An 18,969-nucleotide genomic window follows, 5' to 3' on the forward strand; every position below is an offset into this window, starting at 1 on the left:
GCTGCCTCCTCGTCACACCTCCGCGGAGCTGGTGGCCGGGCCCGGCGCGCCGGGCACGACCCCACGCAGGTCGAGAGCCAGTGTGGCAGGCGCACCGGGCGCCACCGTGACGGGGATGCCCCAGTCCTGCTGGAAGAGGTGGCACGCGGCGTGCTCCGGCACCTCCCCCGTGTCGGGGTCGCCGTCGCAGGCGGCCGCCTGCACCGAGACGTGCAGGGTCCCCGTCCGGATGCCGTCAGCCAGGGTCACGGTGCGGCGCAGCCCGCGCGCGCGGCCCCCACCCGAGACGAGCAGGCCCTCCGGGCTGGCCGAGACGTCGAGCATCGTCGGGTCGCCCCAGCGGTCGTCGAGCTTCTGGCCGGCCGGGGGCACGAAGGTGACCTCCAGCTCGACCGCCCCGGGGGCCAGCGGGGTCGCCGGCCGCTGGGTGCGCCGGGCGGGGCCGTCGACGCGCTGCGCGTCGGCGGGCAGGGCGACGCGCGTCAGCCGGTGGGCCGCGGACTCGACGACGACGAGGCGCGTCTCCCCCGTCTCGGGGTCGGGCTCGACGACGGCGTCGCTCGGCTCGGCGAGGCCCTGCGCCAGGGTCGACACCTGCCCGGTCGACGGGTCGTAGCGGCGCACGGCGCCGTTGTACGTGTCGCTCACGGCGACCGAGCCGTCGGGCAGCGTGGTGACGCCCAGCGGATGCTGCAGGAGCGCCTGCGCGGCGTCGCCGTCGCGGTGGCCGAAGTCGAACAGGCCGGTGCCGACGTGGGTCTCGACGACGAGTTCGCCGTCGTCGCCCGTCGTCACGGAGCGCAGGGCCGAGGTCTCGGAGTCGGCGACCCACACCCGGGACCCGTCGGCCGAGGTCGCGAGGCCGGAGGGCTGGGCGAACCAGGCGTCCGGGGCGGGCCCGTCGCGCAGCCCCTCGTTCGTCGTGCCACCGACGACCTCGACGACGCCGTCCTCCGGCGTGTCGCCGGGCGTCCAGGCCCACAGCTGGTGGGTGCCCGCCATCGCGACGAGCACGCGGTCGCCGAGCCAGGCGAGGTCCCACGGGGTGGAGAGGGCCTGCTCGAGCGCCGGCCCACCGCCGGAGCGCTCGCGCAGCTGCGCGCCGGTGCCGGCCAGCACGCGGACCGCTCCGTCGCAGAAGCGGATCCCCTTGAGCTGGTGGTCGACCGAGTCGGCGACGACGAGGTCCACCCCGAGCCGGGCGGCCACGTCCGGGGTGGCGAGCAGCACGCCCTGCGGCTCGTGCAGCACCCCCGGGCCTCCCCAGCGCGCGCGCTCGGTCTCGAGGTCGGCCTCGAGGTGCACGACGGCGTGGTTGGCCGTGTCGGACACGACGAACGACCCGTCGGGCAGGCCGACGGCCTTGCCGGGAAAGCGCAGCGCCGTGTCGGGCGGGGGCGGCGCGACGTACGGGTCGTCGCCCGGCTGGAGGGTGCCCTTGGCGCGGTGCTCCTCGACGAGCTCCGCGACGAGCGCGGCGAGGCCGGGGCCGTGCCCCTCGCCCGACATCGACGCGACGACGAAGCCCTCGGGGTCGACCACGACGAGGGTCGGCCAGGCCCGCGCGGCGTAGGCCCGCCACGTCGTGAGGTCGGGGTCGTCGAGCACGGGGTGGTGCACGGCATACCGCTCGACGGCGGCCGCGAGCGCGTCGGGGTCGGCCTCGTGCTCGAACTTCGGGGAATGCACGCCGACGACGGTGAGCGCGTCGGGGAACTGCTCCTCGACGGGCCGCAGCTCGTCGAGCACGTGGAGGCAGTTGACGCAGCAGAAGGTCCAGAAGTCCAGGACGGTGACCCGACCTCGGAAGTCCTTGATCGAGTACGACCTGCCGCCGGTGTTGAGCCACCCGCGGCCCACGAGCTCCGGTGCACGCACCCGCACGCGCGAGCGCAACGACGGCGGTGCGTCGGCCGCCACCGGCGCCCCGGAGGACGGCGTCGTGGCGGCGGTCATGACAGCCTCCGGTCGGACAGGACGGGGAAGGCCTCCCGCCAACGCGTCGTGGCCGTGGTGTCGATCTCGATGCTCAGCACGTCCTCCTCAAGGCCGGCTGCGGCCAGAACCTTCCCGCTCGCGTCGACGACCTGGCTGTGGCCACCCATCTCGTGACCGGCGTGGGTGCCCGAGGTGTTGCACTGGAGCACGACGCACTGGTCCTCCACGGCCCGCGCCCGGCCCAGCAGGGTCCAGTGCTCGACACGGCGTGCCGGCCACGCGGCCGGCACGACGAAGACCTCGGCTCCCCGGTCGAGCAGGCGGCGGTAGAGCTCGGGGAAGCGCAGGTCGTAGCAGGTGGACAGCCCCACCGGCACGACGCCGCCGCCGGCGACGGGCACGTCGACGACGACCGTCTCGTCGCCGGCATCCATGAGCGACGGCTCGCCCTCGCCGAAGCCGAAGCGGTGGATCTTGCGGTAGGTCGCGACGAGGTCGCCGGTCGGGGCGAAGACGAGGCTCGTGTTCCACAGGCCGCGCCCGTCGTCGTCCGACGGCGCCCCGCGCTCGACGATCGAGCCCCCGTGGAGGGTGACCCCGGCCTCGCGCGCGGCTGCCGCGAGGGCACCGGCCGTGGGGCCGTCGAGCGGCTCGGCGCGGTCCGCCCACTCGCGGTAGGAGAAGCCGCCCGGCGCCCACAGCTCGGGCAGGACGACGAGGTCGTGGTCGGCCTGGGCCCGGACGAGGTCGACGACCCGCTCGGTGCGGGCGGCGACCGTCTCGTCGTCGCCGTAGGCCAGCTGGATGAGCGCCACCTTCATGGACCAACTCTCACATGCCGGCCGCCGGAGCCGCGACACCGGACGTGGCCCTCGACCCCAGGGGAAGGTCGACGGGCCACGCCCGGGTCAGCCGACCCGCGCGCAGCGGCACCCGTGGCGGTGAGCCGCGGGCTCCGCGCGGCTGCGGATCGCTCGGGACGAGGGGGACGTGCTCGCGGTCCTGCGGGCCGCGTGCTCCGGGACGGCACGACGCGCCCGGCACGCCGGCACCGGTGGGGCACCGGTTCTCGGCGGGCTCTGCGGCATGTCACCCCTCCTCCCGACCAATACTACATGAAGTAGTAGCGAGTCCCGACCATTCGGCCGTCAGGCGGTGGGACCCCCGTCACGGCGCGCCATGGCCGCGAGCCGTGCGTTGTAGGCGGACAGCTCGACGTCGCCGTCCCGATCGGCGCGCCGGTCGGAGCGGATCGACTCCGCGCGGTCGGTGCGGAACCACTGGAGGGCGACGGTCAGCGCCAGCACGAGGCTGGGCAGCTCGCCGATAGCCCAGGCCACACCGCCGCCGTAGCGCTGGTCGGCGAGCACGTCGCCGACCCACGGGATCTCGATCGTCCGGAAGAAGTCGCCGCCGAGGATCGTCGTGCCACTGATCATCGCGACGCCGAAGAAGGCGTGGAACGAGACCGTCGCGAAGAGCACGACGAGGCGCAGCGGCGGGCTCCACCGCCTGGGGCCGGGGTCGATGCCGACGAGCACCCACGCGAAGAGGTAGCCGGTGAGCACGAAGTGGGCGGTCATCAGCAGGTGACCGGTGTGCGTGGAGAGGGCTAGCTCGAACAGGCCCGAGTAGTAGAAGACGACGAGGCTCATGAAGAAGAAGGCCGCCGCGAAGATCGGGTTGCCGAGCACGCGGAAGAGCGGCGAGTGCACGGCCGCGAGGATCATCTCGCGCGGCCCGAGGGTGCCGTCCCGGCGGGGGCGGACGGTGCGCAGCGCGAGGGTGACGGGGGCGCCGAGCACGAGCAGGATGGGCACCACCATGGCCTCGGTCATGTGCAGCGTCATGTGCCACGAGAAGGCGACCCGGCCGTAGATGCCGAGGACGCCGTTCGTCGCGTAGGCGAAGAGCAGCCAGCCGCTCACCCAGCCGACGGTGCGCAGCACCGGCCAGGCGTCGCCGCGGCGGCGCAGGCGCACCACGCCCGCGACGTAGACGCCGATGGCGACGACGGACGTGGCGAGGAAGAGCCACTCGACCTGCCAGGCGGTCAGCCACGACATCGCCGTCGGCGGGGGCGGCGCCGGGAAGCCCGTCAGCGCGAGCGCCGGGCTCGGGTCGGCGACGGTCTCGGGCACCGGCGGCTCGCTGCGGGCGAGGGCCGTCGCGACGCCGACGGCGAGGCCCATGAGGAGGGTCTCGGCGGTCGCGAGGCGCAGGAAGAGCCGACCGCGGCCGTCCGCCGCGCCCCCGTCCTGCGACGACCGTCCGGTGCGGGCGCCGGTGGTGGCACCGGCGGAGGAGGTGTCGACGGTGTCGACGGTGTCGATGGCGTCGATGCGGTCGAGGGTGGTGCGACGGTGCCAGGCGCCGGCGGCGCCGAGCGCGACGAAGGCCGCGACCTTGACGAGCACGAGCACGCCGTAGGGGGTCGCGAGGTCCGACCAGCTGCCCAGCCGCGTCGAGGCCGACATGACGCCGGAGAGACCGAGGGCGACGAAGCACCAGAGCGCGACGGCCGAGTAGCGGCGGGCCACGACGGCGAGCGCGCCGCCGAGGCGGCGGTGGAGCAGGACGAGGGCGAGGAGGCCGCCGACCCAGACCGTCGCGCCGAGCAGGTGCGCGGCGATGGCGTTGACCGCCGTCTCGTGGTCGGACGAACCCCCCGCATGGCCGGCGAGACCGAGCACGAGCACCCCGAACGCCGACACCACGGTGAGGGCCACGGCCACGGACCGGGCCCGCGACACCGCGGCCACCGACGCCACGACGAAGGCTGCGACCGCGCTGATCAGCCCGACCCGGAGCGGCTCGATGGCCCAGACCGAGTTCGCGAGGCTCGGGCCGAACGCCGGGTCGCCCAGCGGCATGCCGGCGGCGTCGGCGAAGGTGAAGACGACCCCGACCGCCCCGGCCACGGCCCAGACGAAGGCCGACGTCGTGGCCAGCCGGAACGCCGCGGCCCGCCGGGGCTCGTCGAGGGCCGCACTCTCCTCGCGCGTGCGCCCGGGGATCATGGTGCCGGCCAGCAGCAGCGCGCCGATCGTCAGCGACGCCGCCAGGTCGTGGACCACCCGGACGAGCGGGAGCGACCAGCGCACGACGGGACCGGCGTCGCTGAGGCCGCCGGTCAGCGGGTCGGCCGCGCCCGTGAAGCGGGCCGCGACGACGCACGCCAAGAGCCCGACGATCACGGCACCACCCACGGCGATCCCCGTGGTGACCGCCCGCCCGCCCGGGTCGCCCGTGCTGCGGCGGGGGCCGACGAGACCGTCTCGCTCGAGGGTTGCCATGCCCCAAGGGTAAGTAGTGTGGCGTCATGCCCATGCATCCGGCCGCCCCCGACGACCGCAACGGACTCATCGACGCGTTCGACCTCTGTGTGCAGTCGATCATCGACCTCGGCTACTCGTGCCGCGACGAGGACTTCGAGGTGCAGACAGAGTGCCCCGGCTGGACCGTCAAGGACCAGATCGCCCACGTCGTGGGGGCCGAGAAGTCCTTCGCCGGCATCGCCCGCCCCCCGGTCACGGTTCCGGACTACCCGCACCTGACGAACGACTACGCCCGTTTCGTCGAGGTCGACGTCGAGGCCCGGCGGGGCGTCACGGGCCGGCAGATCGTCGCCGAGCTCGCGGAGTTCCACCCGCAGCGGATGGCCCAGCTGCGCGCCTCGGACGCCGACGTCGACACCGTGGTGGGGGGTTTCTTCGGACCCGACACCACGTTCGGCGAGCACCTGCGCCGCCGGATCGTCGACGCGTGGGTGCACGAGCAGGACCTCCGCGCCGCCCTCGACCGCCCCGGCAACCTCGACTCCGCAGGGGCCTCGGTGTTCACCGCGGAGATCCTCGGGGCGCTGCCGCGGATCATCGCGCGCGTCGCCGGCGTGGGTCCCGGACACGCCGTCGTCATCGACGCCACCGGCCCGGTGCTCGCGCGCGGCGGCGTGCGGATCGTCACCGGTGAGGACGGGCGCCCTTACGGCGAAGCGCTTTTCAGCGGCAACGACCGTCCCGAGGGCGAGGAGCAGCTCGACGTCACGTCGATCCACCTGACGACCGACGCCCTGACGCGGCGGGCCGCCGGGCGGCGCCCGGTCGACGAGATCCACTACTCCGTGACCGGTGACGAGGAGACCGCCCGTCGCGTCCTCGAGGCGCTCGTGGTGGTCACGCACTGAGCGACGGGCGCGCGCCCGCGGGACACGCGCGATACACCCGGAGGCTGTCGAACGTTGATCGACGCCACCTTGTGCATCGGGAGGCAAGCGCCTAGCGTCGAGAGAAGTCGGTCAAGCCAGTGCCGCATCGGGGATCCGATCCATCGGAGAGACCATGACCGACCCATCCACGGGTCCGCGCAAGGATGCGCGAACCAGAGAACTCATCCAGCAGCTGCGCACCGACGACAGCGAGACGGTGCGCGCCGCGGCGCTCGAGACCGTCACGGTGCTGCACATGCCCCTCGCCCGTTCGCTCGCCCACCGCTACTCCGGCAAGGGCCTCGACCGGCAGGACCTCGAGCAGGTGGCCTTCCTGGCCCTGCTCAAGGCGATCCACCGCTTCGACCTCGCCAAGCCCACGGAGTTCGGCGCCTACGCCACCCCGACCATCACGGGTGAGCTCCGACGCCACTTCCGCGACCACGGCTGGCTCGTGCGCCCGCCCCGCGAGCTGCAGGAGCGGCGGCAGCTCGTCACCGACACCCGCTCGCGCCTCGAGCAGCGGCTGGGCCACGACCCGGACGTCGACGAGCTGTCGCGCGAGCTCGAGATGAGCCCGGGCTCGGTGCGCGAGGCCCAGGTGGCCGCCACCAACCTGCGGCCGGCCTCGCTCGACGCCACCACCGCCGACGGCGGCCGGCCGGTGCTCGACCTGCTCGAGTCCCGGTCCGAGGGCGGGTCCGACCCGGCCCTCGACGAAGGCATCGTCGTGCGCACCGCGCTGCGCCGGCTGCCGGCCCGCGACCAGGAGCTCGTCGAGCTGCGCTTCGGCGGCGACATGACCCAGGCCGAGATCGCCGAGTCGATGGGCCTCTCGGCGATGCAGGTGAGCCGCCTGCTGCGCCGGGTGCTCGACGAGCTGCGCACGCAGCTCTCGGCGGAGGGCATGGCCTCGGCCTGACCTCCCCGCCCGGACCGCCGGCCCCCCCTCCACGGGGTGGGGGCGGGCGGCCCCGCGGCTCAGGCCTCGAGCGCCTCGTCGCGGTCGCGCGCGTCGCGCCCGCCGAACTGCGACTCCTGCCCCTCGATGATCTGCGAGGCGACCTGGGTCAGCTTCATGTTGAGCTCCTGCGACGTCGAGCGCAGCATCTCGAACGCCTCGTCGCCGCCCACGTGGTGTGCGGCCATGAGCAGGCCGACGGCCTTGCCGATCTCCCGGTTGCTCTGCAGGCCCTGGCGCAGGGTCGCCGCCTGCTCGCGCGACCGCATCGCCATCAGGGCGACCGAGGCGAACGAGGCGATGACGGCACCGACGTCGGCCGACTTCTTCGTCAGTCCGCCCGGGGTGTCGGAGAAGAGGTTGAGGGCTCCGACCTTGTCGCCGTCGAGGAGCAGCCGGTAGCCGATGGCCGAGCGCACCGGGGTCTCCCGGACGATCCGCTCCGTGAAGCGCGGCCAGGGGGTGTGCGCGTCGGTGAGGTCGGGGTCGTGCTGGTAGGCCTCGTCGCGGATGGCGTCGACGCAGGGACCCTCGCCGACCTCGATCTCGATCGCGTCGATGCGCCGGGCGACCTCGTCGGTGCTCGCGGCCGTGACGAAGCGGTCGCGCGTGCGGACGAGGAGCGAGGCGCGGTCGCAACCGGCGACGAGGCGACGCGAGGCCTCCACGAGCGCGTGGTGGATCGAGCCCGCGTCGGCACCGGCGTAGATCAGTGCGGACAGCTGGCGGAAGGCATCGTTGACCGTCGGGTCGATCTGTTCGTTGCTCGACATGGCACTCCTGCTGCTCGGGCTCGCCGGTCCGGTCACCCGTGGGCCCGGTCCAGCGCGTCAGTCATCCTCGCACCTCCCCCGAGGGGCGCGAGCACAGAGAACCACACGATCGCGCGCCGAGGCCAACCCGGACCCCTCGTGTCTCGCCCCAAGGCTGGACACGCCGGTTGACAAGACCCTCGTTCCAGCCAAATACTTGCTTGCTGCAAACAACGAGTTCGCCGAGCGAGGGAGGGGCAGCCATGGCGGTCAGCCCGGACGAGGCGAACGACCTCTTCCTCGGCCTGCTGCGCGTGCAGAAGCTGCTCGTGGCGGCCAAGCACGCGGCCCCGCGGCTCGAGGAGGGCGTCGACGTCGCCGCCTACCCCGTGCTCTTCGTCGTGGCCGGCGCCGGCACCGTGCGGATCTCCGAGCTCGCCACGACCCTGCACAACGACGTCTCCACGGTGAGCCGCCAGGTCAGCGCCCTCGTCACGAGCGGGATGCTCGACAAGAGCGCCGACCCGAGCGACGGCCGAGCCCTCGTCGTGTCGCTCACCGAGCGCGGCCGCACCGTGCTCGACCAGATCCAGACGAACCGGTCACGGTGGTTCCAGGGCCTGCTGGCCGAGTGGGAGCCCGACGCCACGGCCGAGTTCGTGACCAGACTGCGCGAGCTCGGTGATGCGCTCGACGCCAACCTCCGGGCCAGGGGTGCGACGACGCCCCCCATGCCCTTCGACTCCACCCGAGACCAGAAGCAGAAAGAGGACTGACATGTCCGACACCACCGCCGAGCCGTCGCGCACCGACGCGCGCCCGGCCAGCGCGAGCGGCGCGCCCGGCGCGGACGCCGGCCCGCTGCTCTCCCACAAGGAGATCATCACCATCCTCATCGGCCTGATGATGGGGATGTTCCTCGCGGCGCTCGACCAGACCATCGTCGCGAGCGCCATGCGGGTCATCGCCGACGACCTCAAGGACCTCGCCGGACAGGCCTGGGTGACGACGGCATACCTCATCACGAGCACCATCGCGACGCCGCTCTACGGCAAGCTCGGTGACATCTACGGGCGCAAGAAGCTCTTCATCTTCGCCATCTCGATCTTCACGATCGGCTCGATGCTCTGCACGCTCGCCTGGTCGATCCCGTCGCTCGCGGCCTTCCGCGCGGTGCAGGGCATCGGCGCCGGCGGCCTCTTCTCGCTCGCCCTCGCGATCATCGGCGACATCGTGCCGCCCCGCGAGCGCGCGAAGTACCAGGGCTACTTCCTCGCCGTCTTCGGCACCTCGAGCGTCATCGGCCCCGTCGTCGGCGGCATCCTCTCCGACCAGGACTCGATCCTCGGCATCACCGGCTGGCGCTGGGTCTTCCTCGTCAACGTGCCGATCGCCGTCGCGGCGCTCGTCGTCGTGACGCGCACGCTGCACCTGCGCCACACCCGCCTCGACCACCGCGTCGACTATTGGGGCGCGCTCAGCCTGTCGGTCGCGCTCGTGCCGCTCCTCATCGTCGCCGAGCAGGGCCGCGAGTGGGGCTGGGGCTCGGCCACGTCGATCACCTGCTACGCCATCGGCCTCATCGGCCTCGTCGCGTTCTTCGTCATCGAGCGCTCGATGGGTGAGGAGGCGCTCATCCCGCTGCGCCTCTTCCAGAACCGCACCATCGCGGCCGCGTCGGTCAGCTCGGTCTTCATCGGCATGGGCATGTTCGGCGGCCTCGCCGCGATCCCGCTCTACCTGCAGATCGTCAAGGGCTCCTCGCCCATGGAGGCGGGCCTCCAGCTGCTGCCGATGACGCTCGGCATCATGAGCGGCTCGATCTTCTCCGGCCAGCTGATCAGCCGCACGGGTCGCTACCGCAAGTTCCCGATCATCGGCGCGGCCATCCTCGTGCTCGCGCTCTACGGCTTCCACTTCGTCGGTGCCGACACCCCGCTGTGGAAGACGATGATCGGGATGTTCTTCTTCGGCATCGGCCTCGGCTTCAACTTCCAGCCGCTGACCCTCGCCGTGCAGAACGCCGTCGACCGCCGCGACATGGGCGTGGCGACGAGCTCGGCGACCTTCACCCGCCAGATCGGCGGCACGCTCGGCACCGCGGTCTTCCTGTCGATCCTCTTCTCGCAGGCCGGCTCGAAGATCTCCGACGCGTTCGCCAGCATCGCACCGACGCCCGCCTTCCAGGCGGCGCTGCGCAACCCCACCGGCGGCGACCCCGCGGCCAACAAGGCGTTCATCAGCCAGCTGCAGGCCTCCCAGCAGGCGGGCGGCTCGGGTGCGGGCGCGGGCTCCTCGGCGCTCTCGGACAGCTCGTTCATCAACCAGCTCGACCCGCAGCTCGCCCGGCCGTTCCTCGTCGGGTTCTCCGACGCGATGTCGGTCGTCTTCATGGTGGCCGCGGGCGTGCTCGTGCTCGCCTTCGTCGCCTCGCTTTTCCTCCCGCACGTCGACCTCGGCCCCAAGCCGGGCCAGGAGGCCGCCAAGGGCGACGACGTGGCGGCGGTCCCCGCCGGCCACTGACCCCTGACCGTCGAAAGGCCACTTCTTGTGGCTCCCGCGTCGTCGAAAGGCCACTTCTCGTGACGAGAAGTGGCCTTTCGACGTGGGGGCACCCGCGAGAAGTGGCCTTTCGACGGTGCTCTGAGGGCGTATGCCGGGTGGCGCGGGTGCTCAGCGGAGGTTGTGCAGCTCGCGGCGGGTGAGGAAGGCGCGGGTGCCGAGCGCCATGACGAAGGCGAACGACCCGGCGATGATCGCCACCCAGTAGCCGTGCTGGGCCCCCACGCGGTCGACGACCGCGCCCGAGACCGCCGAGCCGGCCGCGATGCCGACGATGAGCCCGGTCAGCACGATCGTCATGCCCTCGTTGAGCTGGGCCTTGGGCACGATCCGCTCGATGAGGTTCATCGTCGTGATGAGCGTCGGGGCCGTCGCCATGCCGGCCACGAGCATGAGCCCGGCCAGCGCCCAGAGGTTGCTCGCGAAGAGCACCGGCAGCTCGAGCACCGCCATGCCGAGCGTGCCGACCATGAGCAGCTTGACGAGGTTGCGCCCGTGCGAGACGTGGCCGAAGACGAGGCCGGCGCCGGCGGATCCCACCGCGTAGAGGGCGAGGATCGCCCCCGCGGCGCTCGCCGCGCCGGCCTCCTGCGAGACGGCCAGCGTCACGACCTCGTTGACCCCGAAGATCGCACCCGTCATGACCATGATGAAGGCGAGCGGCACGAGGCCCGGCACGGTGTGCGCGTGCTCGGTGGGCCGCTCGTGGTGGGGCACGACCGGCGGCTCGGTCGAACGGGCCGAGATGAACACGAGGACGCCCACGGCATACGCCAGCGTCGCGAACGCGAAGCCCGCCTCGGGGAAGAGCGTCGTCGAGAGCCAGATCGCGAGCACCGGACCGATGACGAAGGTGACCTCCTCCATGACCTGCTCGAACGACATGGCCGAGTGCAGGTTGCGCGGGTCGTCGGCGAAGATGTGCGACCACCGCGCGCGCGCCATGGTGCCGAGGTTCGGGATGGCGCCGCACAGCGGGAAGGTGATGAAGAGCAGCCACGTCGGCCAGCCGCGGAGCGAGGTGAGCACCGTCATGACGGCCCAGAAGCCCGACCACAGGAAGAAGGGGATGGCGATCCGGCGCTGCCCGTAGCGGTCGACGAGGCGCCCGAGAAAGGGCGCGAAGAGGGCCAGCGAGACCATGCCGACGGCGACGACGGCGCCCGCGGTCTCGTAGGAGCCGGTGCGCGCCGAGACCATCGCCACGACCGAGACGGCGAACATCGAGCCCGCCGAGCGGGCGATCATCCCGCCGCTGATGAAGACGCGGGCCCCCGGCACCTCGAACAGAGGTCGGTAGGACGCCAGCACGGGATCTCCTTCTCGGTGGGGCCGGTCAACCTCCCCATCCTTGCACCATGGGCCGCGTGACGCCGAGGCGGCGGGTCGCGCACCCGGCCGGTGCGTGCTGCGCTCAGGCGCCGTGCTTGCGGCGCAGCGACCACATCTGCGGGGAGCGCTCGAGCTCCACCGCGACGTCCCACGGCACCCCTCCCGGGGCCGTCTCGCGGCGGAAGCTCGCGACCGTGCGCCGGGCGAGCGGCGGGTCGGCCGCCACGCGCGCGGCGAGCGCGAGGGCGCGCTCCTGCACCTCGCCGTCGTCGTATGCCGCCCAGGCCAGTCCCAGGGCCACGGCGCGCTCGCCGTCGACCTCGTCGCCGAAGAGGCCGAGCGCGGCAGCCGCCTCGCGGCCGGCCACGCGGTCGAGGAGGGTGAAGTGGCCGCCGCCCGGGTGGATGCCGATCTGGGCGAAGCCGGGCAGCAGCCGCGCCGAGCGGGAGACGATCCGCAGGTCGGTGGCGAGGGCGAGGTTGAGTCCCGCCCCGACCGCCGCCCCGCGCACGGCGGCGATGGTCGGCACGCCGATGGAGCCGACGGTCGTGAACGCGGCGTAGACCGTCTCGAGGTTGCGGTAGGCGTCGTCCTCGACCGGGTCCTGGCCGGTGTCGGCGAGCACCGAGCGCACGGCGCCCGCGCAGAAGTGCGCGCCTCCGGTCACGACGACCGCCCCGACGGCCGGGTCGGCCTCCGCCGTGCGGGCGGCGTCGATGAGCTGGCGCGACATCGGCACGGAGAGCGCGTTGCGCCGCTCGGGGGCGTCGAGCGTCAGCAGGGCGACGCCGTCGCGGACCTCGTAGCGGACCTCGTCCCGGGTCTCCTGCCGGGTTGCGTCCCGGGTCTCTGCGTCGGGGGTGGTGGGGGTCGGGTCGCTCATTCGGCGGTTCTCCTTCGCGCGGTGGCCCGCCCGGTGGTCATGAGGTTCCAGAGCCGGTCGTGCCCCGCGGACGTCGCGAGCGCGGTCAGCGTCTCGTCCCACTCGTGGAGCGACCCGAACTCGGTGCGGCGGGCGAGGATCGGCTTGGTCAGGGTGTGCAGCTCGTGCTCGAGCGTCGTGCCGATGGCGCCGAGCACCTGGTGGGCGCCGCGGACGACCACGGAGGCCGAGTGGCCGACGCACGACTTGGCCACCGCGACCGCGAAGAGCATGCCGCCGTCCTGCCAGTCGGACGCGGCGGCCCGGGCGACGGCCGCGTCGGTGGCTGCGCGCGCGAGCGCCGTCTCGGCGGCGATGTCGGCGACGAGGTGCTGCACCGCCTGGAAGCGCGCGATCGGGCGCCCGAACTGCACGCGGTCGTTCGCGTGCGTCAGCGTGATCTCGACGATCCGCTCCATCGCGCCGACGACCTGCGCGCACCGGGCCAGGGCCCCGCGGAGGTGGAACTGCTCACCGATCGCGTGGTCGACGACGACGCCCGCCTCGAGGTCGGCGAGGTCGAACTCGACCGTGTCGCTCGGCTCGCCGGCCAGGTTGCGGCGCTCCTCGAGCCCGACCCGGCCCAGCGGCACGTCGGCGACGCGCCACTCGTCCCGGTCCTCCCACAGCGCGACGATGCTGCTCGCGTCGCGCGCCCACGTGACGTTGAGGGCCACGCCGGAGGGGTCGGGGCGGCACACGGCGCGCAGGCCGCCGTCGTTGGGCAGGCCGGCGGCCTCGAGCAGCCACCCGCCGAGCAGGTCGTGCTCCGCGAGCGGGACGGGCGCCGCCGCACCCGCGGCGAGCCCCAGCAGGGCGGCCGCCTCGACCCAGCCGGCCCCGCTGCCGCCCGAAGCCTCCGATCCGGTGAGCCGGGTGAGGCCGAGCTCCTCGAGCCGGTCCCAGAGGGCCCGGTCGAGGTCGACGACCGCGGTCGGCGTCGGCCGCGAGGCGCGGTGGTCGGCGAAGAGCCCGGTGAGCAGCTCGACGAGGTCGGGGTCCGCGGTGGTCGGCGCGGCGAGGTGGCCGGTGTCGTCGGCGTGGTCGGGGCGTCGGGTCGGGTCGGCCATCAGCGCATCCCTAGGCCTCGGGCGACCACGCCACGCAGCACCTCGTTGGTGCCGCCCCGCAGGGTGAACCCGGGCCGCTGGAGGATCGCCGCGTGGAGCAGCTGCGACAGGTCGTCGTCGAGCGCCCAGCCGCTCGCCGTCAGGGTGTCGACGTAGTCGGCGATGTCGCCCTCCTCGCTCGTGCCGAGCAGCTTGACGACCGCGGCCGCGGTGTCGGCGTTCTCGTGCGCCTCGAGCGCCGTCGAGACGGCGAAGGACATCTGGTGCAGCGCCGCGACGCGCGCGACGTGCCGGCCCAGCCCCGGGTCGGTGGGCAGCCGGGCGTCTCCCATGGCCTGCGCGGCCGCTGCGAGCAGCTGGAAGGTCGAGAGCACCCGCTCGGGACCGCTGCGCTCGAAGCCGAGCTCGGAGGTGACCTGCGACCAGCCGTCGCCGACCTCACCGAGCACCCGGTCGTCGGGGATGAGGACCCCGTCGAGGTGCACCTCGTTGAAGTGGTGGTCACCGCCCATCGAGATGATCGGCCGGATCGTCACCCCGGGCGCGCGCAGGTCGACGATGAACTGGCTGAGGCCGTCGTGGCGGTGCGCGGGGTCGAGCGGCGCCGAGCGCGCCAGCGCGAAGAACGCATCGGCCTCGTGGGCCCCGGACGTCCACACCTTGGTGCCGGTGAGCCGCCACCCGCCCTCGACCCGCTCGGCGCGCGTGCGCACGCTCGCGAGGTCGGAGCCCGAGTCGGGCTCGCTCATGCCGATGCCGAAGACGACCTCGCCGCGGCTGATGCCGGGCAGGAAGGCCTGCTTCTGCTCCTCGGTGCCGTAGCGCAGCAGCGACGGCCCGATCTGTCGCTCGGCCACCCAGTGCGCGGCGACGGGCGCACCGACGACGAGCAGCTCCTCCGTCACGACGAACCGCTCGACGTAGCTGCGGCCCTGGCCGCCGTACTCCGTCGGGATGACCATGCCGAGCCATCCCCGACGGCCGAGCTCGCGGGTGAAGTCGCGGTCCCACCGCGTCAGCCAGGTGTCGACGTGCGGCACGAAGACGCCGGCCGCCACCTGCTCGGCGAGGAAGGCCCGCACCTCGAGCCGCAGCTCGGCCAGGGCCGGACCCTCGGTCGCCACCGGGGGCACCAGACGGTGGTCCACTCCCACTCCCTCGCGACGTCGCAGCAGTTCGTGCGCCACTCTCCCACACGGCGCCGGAGCCCGCTCCGCCACACCGGTCGGGGTGCGCGCAGGCCGCGGCTCAGAGACTCGTGGCGACGAGGTAGCCGCACAGTCCGACGATGACGGTGGTGATGACGGCGGCCGCGGCCGTGGTGAGCCGGTGGTTGACGAGCACCCCCATGACGGTGCGGTCGCGGGTGAAGAGCAGCAGCGGCACGAGCGTGCCGGGCAGGGCGAACGAGAGCACGACCTGGCTCCAGACGAGCGCGGACGTCGGGTCGACCCCGAGACCGAGGATGACGAGCGCGGGCACGACGGCGAGCAGCCGGCGCAGCAGGGGCGGGATGGGACGCCGGCCGAAGCCCTGCATGACGACGTCGCCGGTCTGCACCCCGACGAGCGTCGACGCGAGGCCCGAGGCGAGCAGCGCCACGGCGAGCATCGTGGCGGCGAGCTGGCCCGTGTGCGCGCCGAGGGCGGCGTGGGCGCTCTCGATGCTCGCGCCCGCCTCGGCGGGCAGCGCGGCGGAGAACACGACGAGGCTGACGTTGGCGAAGCCGGCCACGGTCATCGCGAGCACCACGCTGCGCACGGTGCGGCGGCCGCTCCGCAGCCGGTCGGCCTGGCTGGCGGGCGCCGAGCCGTCGTCGTGGCCCCGCGACGCGGCGGAGTGGAAGTGCAGGGCGTGCGGCATCACGGTCGCCCCGACGATGCCGACCGCGAGCAGCGCGGCCGACCCGTCGAGCGGCCCGGGCACGACGGAGGCGAGCAGGGCCGCGCTGTCGACCTCGGCGACGAGGACCTGCCAGAGCAGCGACGCGATGATGACGACGAGCAGCACGAGCACGACGGAGTCGAAGTGGCTGCGCCCCCGCACCTTGAGCGCGAGCACGACGAGGCTGAAGAGGGTCACGCACACCGCCCCCGCCGTCAGCGGCATGCCGAAGAGCAGGCGGAGCGCGATGGCGCCGCCGACGATCTCGGCGAGGTCGGTCATGACGACGACGAGCTCGGCCTGGCCCCAGAGCAGCAGCCGGCCGACGCCGGGGAACCGCTCGGCGCTGTGCTCGGCCAGGCTCTTGCCGGTGACCATGCCGAGCTTGGCCGCGAGGTACTGGATGACCATGGCCGAGGCGCTCGCGAAGACGACGACCCAGACTAGGGCGTAGCCGTGCTGGGCGCCGGAGCTGATGTTGACGCCGAAGTTGCCCGGGTCGACGTAGGCGATCGCGGCGAGCAGCGCCGGCACGAGCGTGCGGGGGGCGCGCAGCGTGCCGCCGAGGCGGTGGTCTGCCGGCCGGCCGTCCGTGCGGCGCGGCCGCTGCGCCACCTGCTCGTCCATGGGGACAGCATCGAGCCTCGTGGACCCGGGCGCCAACCCCGGGCGCCGGAGCGCGGCCGTCAGCGGGCCGAGGCGAGCCCGAGCAGTGCCGCGAGACCCAGGGCGCTGCGCGGGTCGTAGGCCGTCGTCCACAGCCCGCCGTGCGCGGCGGCGTGCGCCTCGTCCTCCCACGGCGCCGGCCGGGCCGGCGCGCCGGTGCGCAGGTCGTGCACGAGCAGGGCCGCCATGAGCGTGTTCGCCGTGCCCGGCTCGAAGACCTCGATGCCGAAGCGGTGCGCGCCCGCGTAGGCCGCGGCGAGCGCGCGGTTCTTGACGACCGAGCGCGTGCGCGTCGGTGGGGCGACCTTGAACGAGACGAGCCCGCCGTCGTGCCGGTATGCCGTCGCGCGCCACCGCTGCAGCCGCTTGGCGAGCAGGTAGTTGGGGCCCTGCTGGAGCACCACGCTGTCGTTGATGCCGGGGTCCTCGCCGGGCACGTAGTTGCGGCGCAGCAGCCGCCCACCGCTCACCGTGCGTAACGGCACCCGCAGCACCTTCGAGATGCGCCGGTGCGCGTAGCTGTCGACGGAGCGCGCGACGGCGCTGCCCGGCACGGCGAAGACGTCGGTGGGGGTGGCGAGGAAGGCGAGGGCGACGTCGTCGCGGCCCTTGGCCCCGACGACGTGGCGGGTCAGCGCGTCGACGGCGGTCGAGACGCGGACGTTCGTCTCGCCGTCGGCGTAGACGTAGTTGCCGAGCACGAGCGGGCCCTCGAGCGCGGCGACCCAGCGCGCCACGGCCCCCACGTCGTGCACGAGGTCACCCCCGGCCCGCTCGACGAGCGGCCCGTCGCCCGGCCGGACCGGCACGGTGACCGACCCCGCGAGGTGGGCGGTGTCGGTGAAGAGCCTGTCCCACAGCTCCTTCCGTGGCAGGTCGACGGCCGCCACGTCGGCTCCCCAGCGCAGCAGCGACCGCAGCGGGCCCATCTCCGCGGCGGCGCCGAGCACGACGACGGTGCGGTCGGAGAGGTCGAGCCAGTCGGGGTTGTCGACGACGAGCCCGACCGCGGCCGCGCACGACGGCTCGACCACACCCGCCTCGACCCACCGGTCGAGCTGCCGACGCAGCTCGTCGCCGGCGAGGCGGCGGCCGGCATACGGGATCGTCAGCGTGCGGTCGGGGCGTCCACGCCCGCGCACCGTCTCGGAGCCGAGCGATGTCTCCCCGCCGGCGGGTCCGAACGCGTCGTCGAGCGGGCGCTCCTCACCGCCCGGGGCCACCCACCGCATCCGTGAGGTCAGGGCGTCGAGCCCGCCGTGGGCGATGGTGCGCGCCGACTCGGGCGAGGTGAGCCCGGCCTCGACGAGACGGCGGAAGTGCGGCAGGTAGCCCTGGCGCCAGTTCGTCTCGCGCTGGGCCGAGGCGGCACCGACGGGGTCGACCGCGCGGAGGGCGTCGGCCACGACGGCCCGCCCGGTCCCGGTCGTGCTCCGGCGCCCGGAGGCCGGGTCGAGGGGGAAGACCACTCCGCTGGGGTCGCTCATGCGCCCATCCTGCCCGAGGGGTGGGGTGCGCCACTCGGCGCCGCCGACCCGTGGCAACCGGAGGACGATGGAGACATGAGCACGCAGACGGCCGCCCACGCGGCAGACCTGGCCCGGGACCGCGCCGACGAGGTCGAGCGCATCGCCGGGTTGCGCCGGGAGTTCGACGAGGTCGTCGAGGCCTCGGAGGCCAACGTCGCCGACGACGAGCACGACCCCGAGGGCTCGACCATCGCCTACGAGCGCACTCAGATCGACGCGCTCATCCGCCAGGCGGAGGCGCACCTCGGGGAGATCGACGCGGCGCTCGCCCGCCTCGCGGACGGCACCTACGGGCGCTGCGAGGTGTGCGGCGACGAGATCCCCGCCGAGCGGCTCGAGGCCCGGCCGACCGCGCGCACCTGCGTCGCGCACGCCGGGGCGGCGTCGCGCCGCTGACCCCGTCGGTCGCCGCGCCGTGCCTCTCGGCTGCGGCGGCGACCGGGACCGCGGCTCAGGACACGGCTCAGAACACGGCTCAGCGCAGGCCGGCCGCGATGCGGTCGAACGCCTGGTCGATGTTGCGCTCGAGGCGGCCGGAGCCACCGTTCTGCTGGTGCTCGATGCACGCGCGCACCGCGGCGATGGCCACGGCGACGGTGAGGCGCGGCTCGAGCGAGGCGCCGGCGCGCACACCGGTGCGGCGCTCGAGCGCGGCGGTGAGCGCGTTCTCGATGCGGATGTTGTTGCCCACGAGGGCGGGGGCGAGCGAGGGCTCGCCGAGCAGGATGCGGCGGCGCTTGGCCCGCAGCTCGCGGTCGATCGAGGCCGGCGCGAGCATGCCCGCGAGGATGCGGCGGAGGGAGTCGAGCGGTGACTCGCCCTCCACCTCCTCCTCGAGCGCGGCGGCGTACGACTCGAGCTCCTCGGCCGTCGTGCCGATGACGGCCGCCTCCTTGGACGGGAAGTAGTTGAAGAACGTGCGGGCGCTGACACCGGCGCGCGTGGCGATCTCCTCGGTGGTGACGGCGGCGAAGCCGCGCTCCTCCACGAGGTCGAGGGCCGCGAGGTTGAGCGCGCGGCGCGTCTCGCGCTTCTTGCGCTCACGCAGGCCGCAGGACTCGTCGGTCAGCAGGTCCGTGCTCATGCACCCATGGTGACACGCTCACTGCATGGACTGCAATTTTGCAGTCACTGCACAATCGGCGT

At 73.7% G+C, this 18,969-nt stretch carries 16 protein-coding genes; 5 read left to right on the top strand and 11 right to left on the bottom strand.

Translation table 11 applies throughout. The features are described from left to right. Positions 1-12 precede the first annotated feature (12 nt). The 3 genes from ABT295_RS13140 to ABT295_RS13150 all read right to left on the bottom strand — a co-directional run bounded on the left by ABT295_RS13140 (position 13) and on the right by ABT295_RS13150 (position 5,234). The gene (locus tag ABT295_RS13140) at positions 13-1,956 is read right to left on the bottom strand and encodes an NHL domain-containing thioredoxin family protein (protein WP_352394854.1); all 1,944 of its coding nucleotides are present in this window, start codon (positions 1,954-1,956) and stop codon (positions 13-15) included. Further along, entirely contained in the window at positions 1,953-2,759 is an 807-nt protein-coding gene (locus ABT295_RS13145; protein ID WP_352394855.1) for a nitrilase-related carbon-nitrogen hydrolase, read from the bottom strand. Before ABT295_RS13145 ends, ABT295_RS13140 begins: the two co-directional genes overlap by 4 nt. Before the next feature lie 327 nt (positions 2,760-3,086). After that, positions 3,087-5,234 (bottom strand): bifunctional copper resistance protein CopD/cytochrome c oxidase assembly protein, encoded by a 2,148-nt coding sequence (locus ABT295_RS13150; protein ID WP_352394856.1) that lies wholly within the window; start codon positions 5,232-5,234, stop codon positions 3,087-3,089. 26 nt (positions 5,235-5,260) lie between these two features. Between ABT295_RS13150 and ABT295_RS13155 the strand changes: the two genes are divergently transcribed. Both ABT295_RS13155 and ABT295_RS13160 read left to right on the top strand, forming a co-directional pair. Further along, a complete protein-coding gene (locus ABT295_RS13155) occupies positions 5,261-6,124 on the top strand; it encodes a maleylpyruvate isomerase family mycothiol-dependent enzyme (protein ID WP_352394857.1) in 864 nt (287 codons plus the stop codon). 154 nt (positions 6,125-6,278) lie between these two features. Next, entirely contained in the window at positions 6,279-7,067 is a 789-nt protein-coding gene (locus ABT295_RS13160; RefSeq protein WP_352394858.1) for a sigma-70 family RNA polymerase sigma factor, read from the top strand. Positions 7,068-7,126: 59 nt separating this feature from the next. Here the strand turns inward: ABT295_RS13160 and ABT295_RS13165 are convergent, their stop codons facing one another. After that, positions 7,127-7,879: a GAF and ANTAR domain-containing protein gene (locus ABT295_RS13165; RefSeq protein ID WP_352394859.1), complete on the bottom strand. Its 753-nt coding sequence runs from the start codon at positions 7,877-7,879 to the stop codon at positions 7,127-7,129. Between the two features lie 242 nt (positions 7,880-8,121). Here ABT295_RS13165 and ABT295_RS13170 point away from each other — a divergent pair, with 242 nt between their 5' ends. Together ABT295_RS13170 and ABT295_RS13175 are read left to right on the top strand one after the other, a co-directional pair. Further along, a complete protein-coding gene (locus ABT295_RS13170) occupies positions 8,122-8,634 on the top strand; it encodes a MarR family winged helix-turn-helix transcriptional regulator (RefSeq protein ID WP_352394860.1) in 513 nt (170 codons plus the stop codon). Position 8,635: 1 nt separating this feature from the next. Further along, entirely contained in the window at positions 8,636-10,381 is a 1,746-nt protein-coding gene (locus ABT295_RS13175; RefSeq protein ID WP_352394861.1) for an MDR family MFS transporter, read from the top strand. Positions 10,382-10,531: 150 nt separating this feature from the next. Here ABT295_RS13175 and ABT295_RS13180 read toward each other — a convergent pair whose 3' ends face one another. The 6 genes from ABT295_RS13180 to ABT295_RS13205 form a co-directional block, all read right to left on the bottom strand. Next, positions 10,532-11,731: an MFS transporter gene (locus ABT295_RS13180; RefSeq protein WP_352394862.1), complete on the bottom strand. Its 1,200-nt coding sequence runs from the start codon at positions 11,729-11,731 to the stop codon at positions 10,532-10,534. Between the two features lie 103 nt (positions 11,732-11,834). After that, a complete protein-coding gene (locus ABT295_RS13185) occupies positions 11,835-12,635 on the bottom strand; it encodes an enoyl-CoA hydratase-related protein (RefSeq protein ID WP_352394863.1) in 801 nt (266 codons plus the stop codon). After that, positions 12,632-13,744: an acyl-CoA dehydrogenase family protein gene (locus tag ABT295_RS13190; RefSeq protein ID WP_352394864.1), complete on the bottom strand. Its 1,113-nt coding sequence runs from the start codon at positions 13,742-13,744 to the stop codon at positions 12,632-12,634. The genes ABT295_RS13185 and ABT295_RS13190 overlap by 4 nt, the downstream gene beginning before the upstream one ends. Then, positions 13,744-14,892 (bottom strand): acyl-CoA dehydrogenase family protein, encoded by a 1,149-nt coding sequence (locus ABT295_RS13195; protein ID WP_352394865.1) that lies wholly within the window; start codon positions 14,890-14,892, stop codon positions 13,744-13,746. The genes ABT295_RS13190 and ABT295_RS13195 overlap by 1 nt, the downstream gene beginning before the upstream one ends. 100 nt (positions 14,893-14,992) lie before the next feature. Continuing rightward, on the bottom strand, positions 14,993-16,255 hold the full coding sequence (locus ABT295_RS13200; RefSeq protein ID WP_352394866.1) for an Nramp family divalent metal transporter: 1,263 nt from the start codon (positions 16,253-16,255) through the stop codon (positions 14,993-14,995). A 59-nt stretch (positions 16,256-16,314) separates the two neighbouring features. Next, positions 16,315-17,781 (bottom strand): hypothetical protein, encoded by a 1,467-nt coding sequence (locus ABT295_RS13205; RefSeq protein WP_352394867.1) that lies wholly within the window; start codon positions 17,779-17,781, stop codon positions 16,315-16,317. A gap of 75 nt (positions 17,782-17,856) precedes the next feature. Here ABT295_RS13205 and ABT295_RS13210 point away from each other — a divergent pair, with 75 nt between their 5' ends. Next, a complete protein-coding gene (locus tag ABT295_RS13210) occupies positions 17,857-18,219 on the top strand; it encodes a TraR/DksA family transcriptional regulator (protein WP_352394868.1) in 363 nt (120 codons plus the stop codon). Positions 18,220-18,298: 79 nt separating this feature from the next. Here ABT295_RS13210 and ABT295_RS13215 read toward each other — a convergent pair whose 3' ends face one another. Further along, complete coding sequence (locus ABT295_RS13215) at positions 18,299-18,907, bottom strand: TetR family transcriptional regulator (protein WP_352394869.1); 609 nt, start codon at positions 18,905-18,907, stop codon at positions 18,299-18,301. Positions 18,908-18,969 lie beyond the last annotated feature (62 nt).

Origin of the sequence: Terrabacter sp. NPDC000476 (assembly GCF_040300125.1) — a bacterium.
Lineage (GTDB): Bacteria > Actinomycetota > Actinomycetes > Actinomycetales > Dermatophilaceae > Terrabacter.

Bases quoted from the DNA above. Each gene is read 5' to 3' on its own strand.
- ABT295_RS13140 (WP_352394854.1), bottom strand. From the start codon at position 1,956: ATGACCGCCGCCACGACGCCGTCCTCCGGGGCGCCGGTGGCGGCCGAC.
- ABT295_RS13145 (WP_352394855.1), bottom strand. From the start codon at position 2,759: ATGAAGGTGGCGCTCATCCAGCTGGCCTACGGCGACGACGAGACGGTC.
- ABT295_RS13150 (WP_352394856.1), bottom strand. From the start codon at position 5,234: ATGGCAACCCTCGAGCGAGACGGTCTCGTCGGCCCCCGCCGCAGCACG.
- ABT295_RS13155 (WP_352394857.1), top strand. From the start codon at position 5,261: ATGCCCATGCATCCGGCCGCCCCCGACGACCGCAACGGACTCATCGAC.
- ABT295_RS13160 (WP_352394858.1), top strand. From the start codon at position 6,279: ATGACCGACCCATCCACGGGTCCGCGCAAGGATGCGCGAACCAGAGAA.
- ABT295_RS13165 (WP_352394859.1), bottom strand. From the start codon at position 7,879: ATGTCGAGCAACGAACAGATCGACCCGACGGTCAACGATGCCTTCCGC.
- ABT295_RS13170 (WP_352394860.1), top strand. From the start codon at position 8,122: ATGGCGGTCAGCCCGGACGAGGCGAACGACCTCTTCCTCGGCCTGCTG.
- ABT295_RS13175 (WP_352394861.1), top strand. From the start codon at position 8,636: ATGTCCGACACCACCGCCGAGCCGTCGCGCACCGACGCGCGCCCGGCC.
- ABT295_RS13185 (WP_352394863.1), bottom strand. From the start codon at position 12,635: ATGAGCGACCCGACCCCCACCACCCCCGACGCAGAGACCCGGGACGCA.
- ABT295_RS13190 (WP_352394864.1), bottom strand. From the start codon at position 13,744: ATGGCCGACCCGACCCGACGCCCCGACCACGCCGACGACACCGGCCAC.
- ABT295_RS13200 (WP_352394866.1), bottom strand. From the start codon at position 16,255: ATGGACGAGCAGGTGGCGCAGCGGCCGCGCCGCACGGACGGCCGGCCG.
- ABT295_RS13205 (WP_352394867.1), bottom strand. From the start codon at position 17,781: ATGAGCGACCCCAGCGGAGTGGTCTTCCCCCTCGACCCGGCCTCCGGG.
- ABT295_RS13210 (WP_352394868.1), top strand. From the start codon at position 17,857: ATGAGCACGCAGACGGCCGCCCACGCGGCAGACCTGGCCCGGGACCGC.
- ABT295_RS13215 (WP_352394869.1), bottom strand. From the start codon at position 18,907: ATGAGCACGGACCTGCTGACCGACGAGTCCTGCGGCCTGCGTGAGCGC.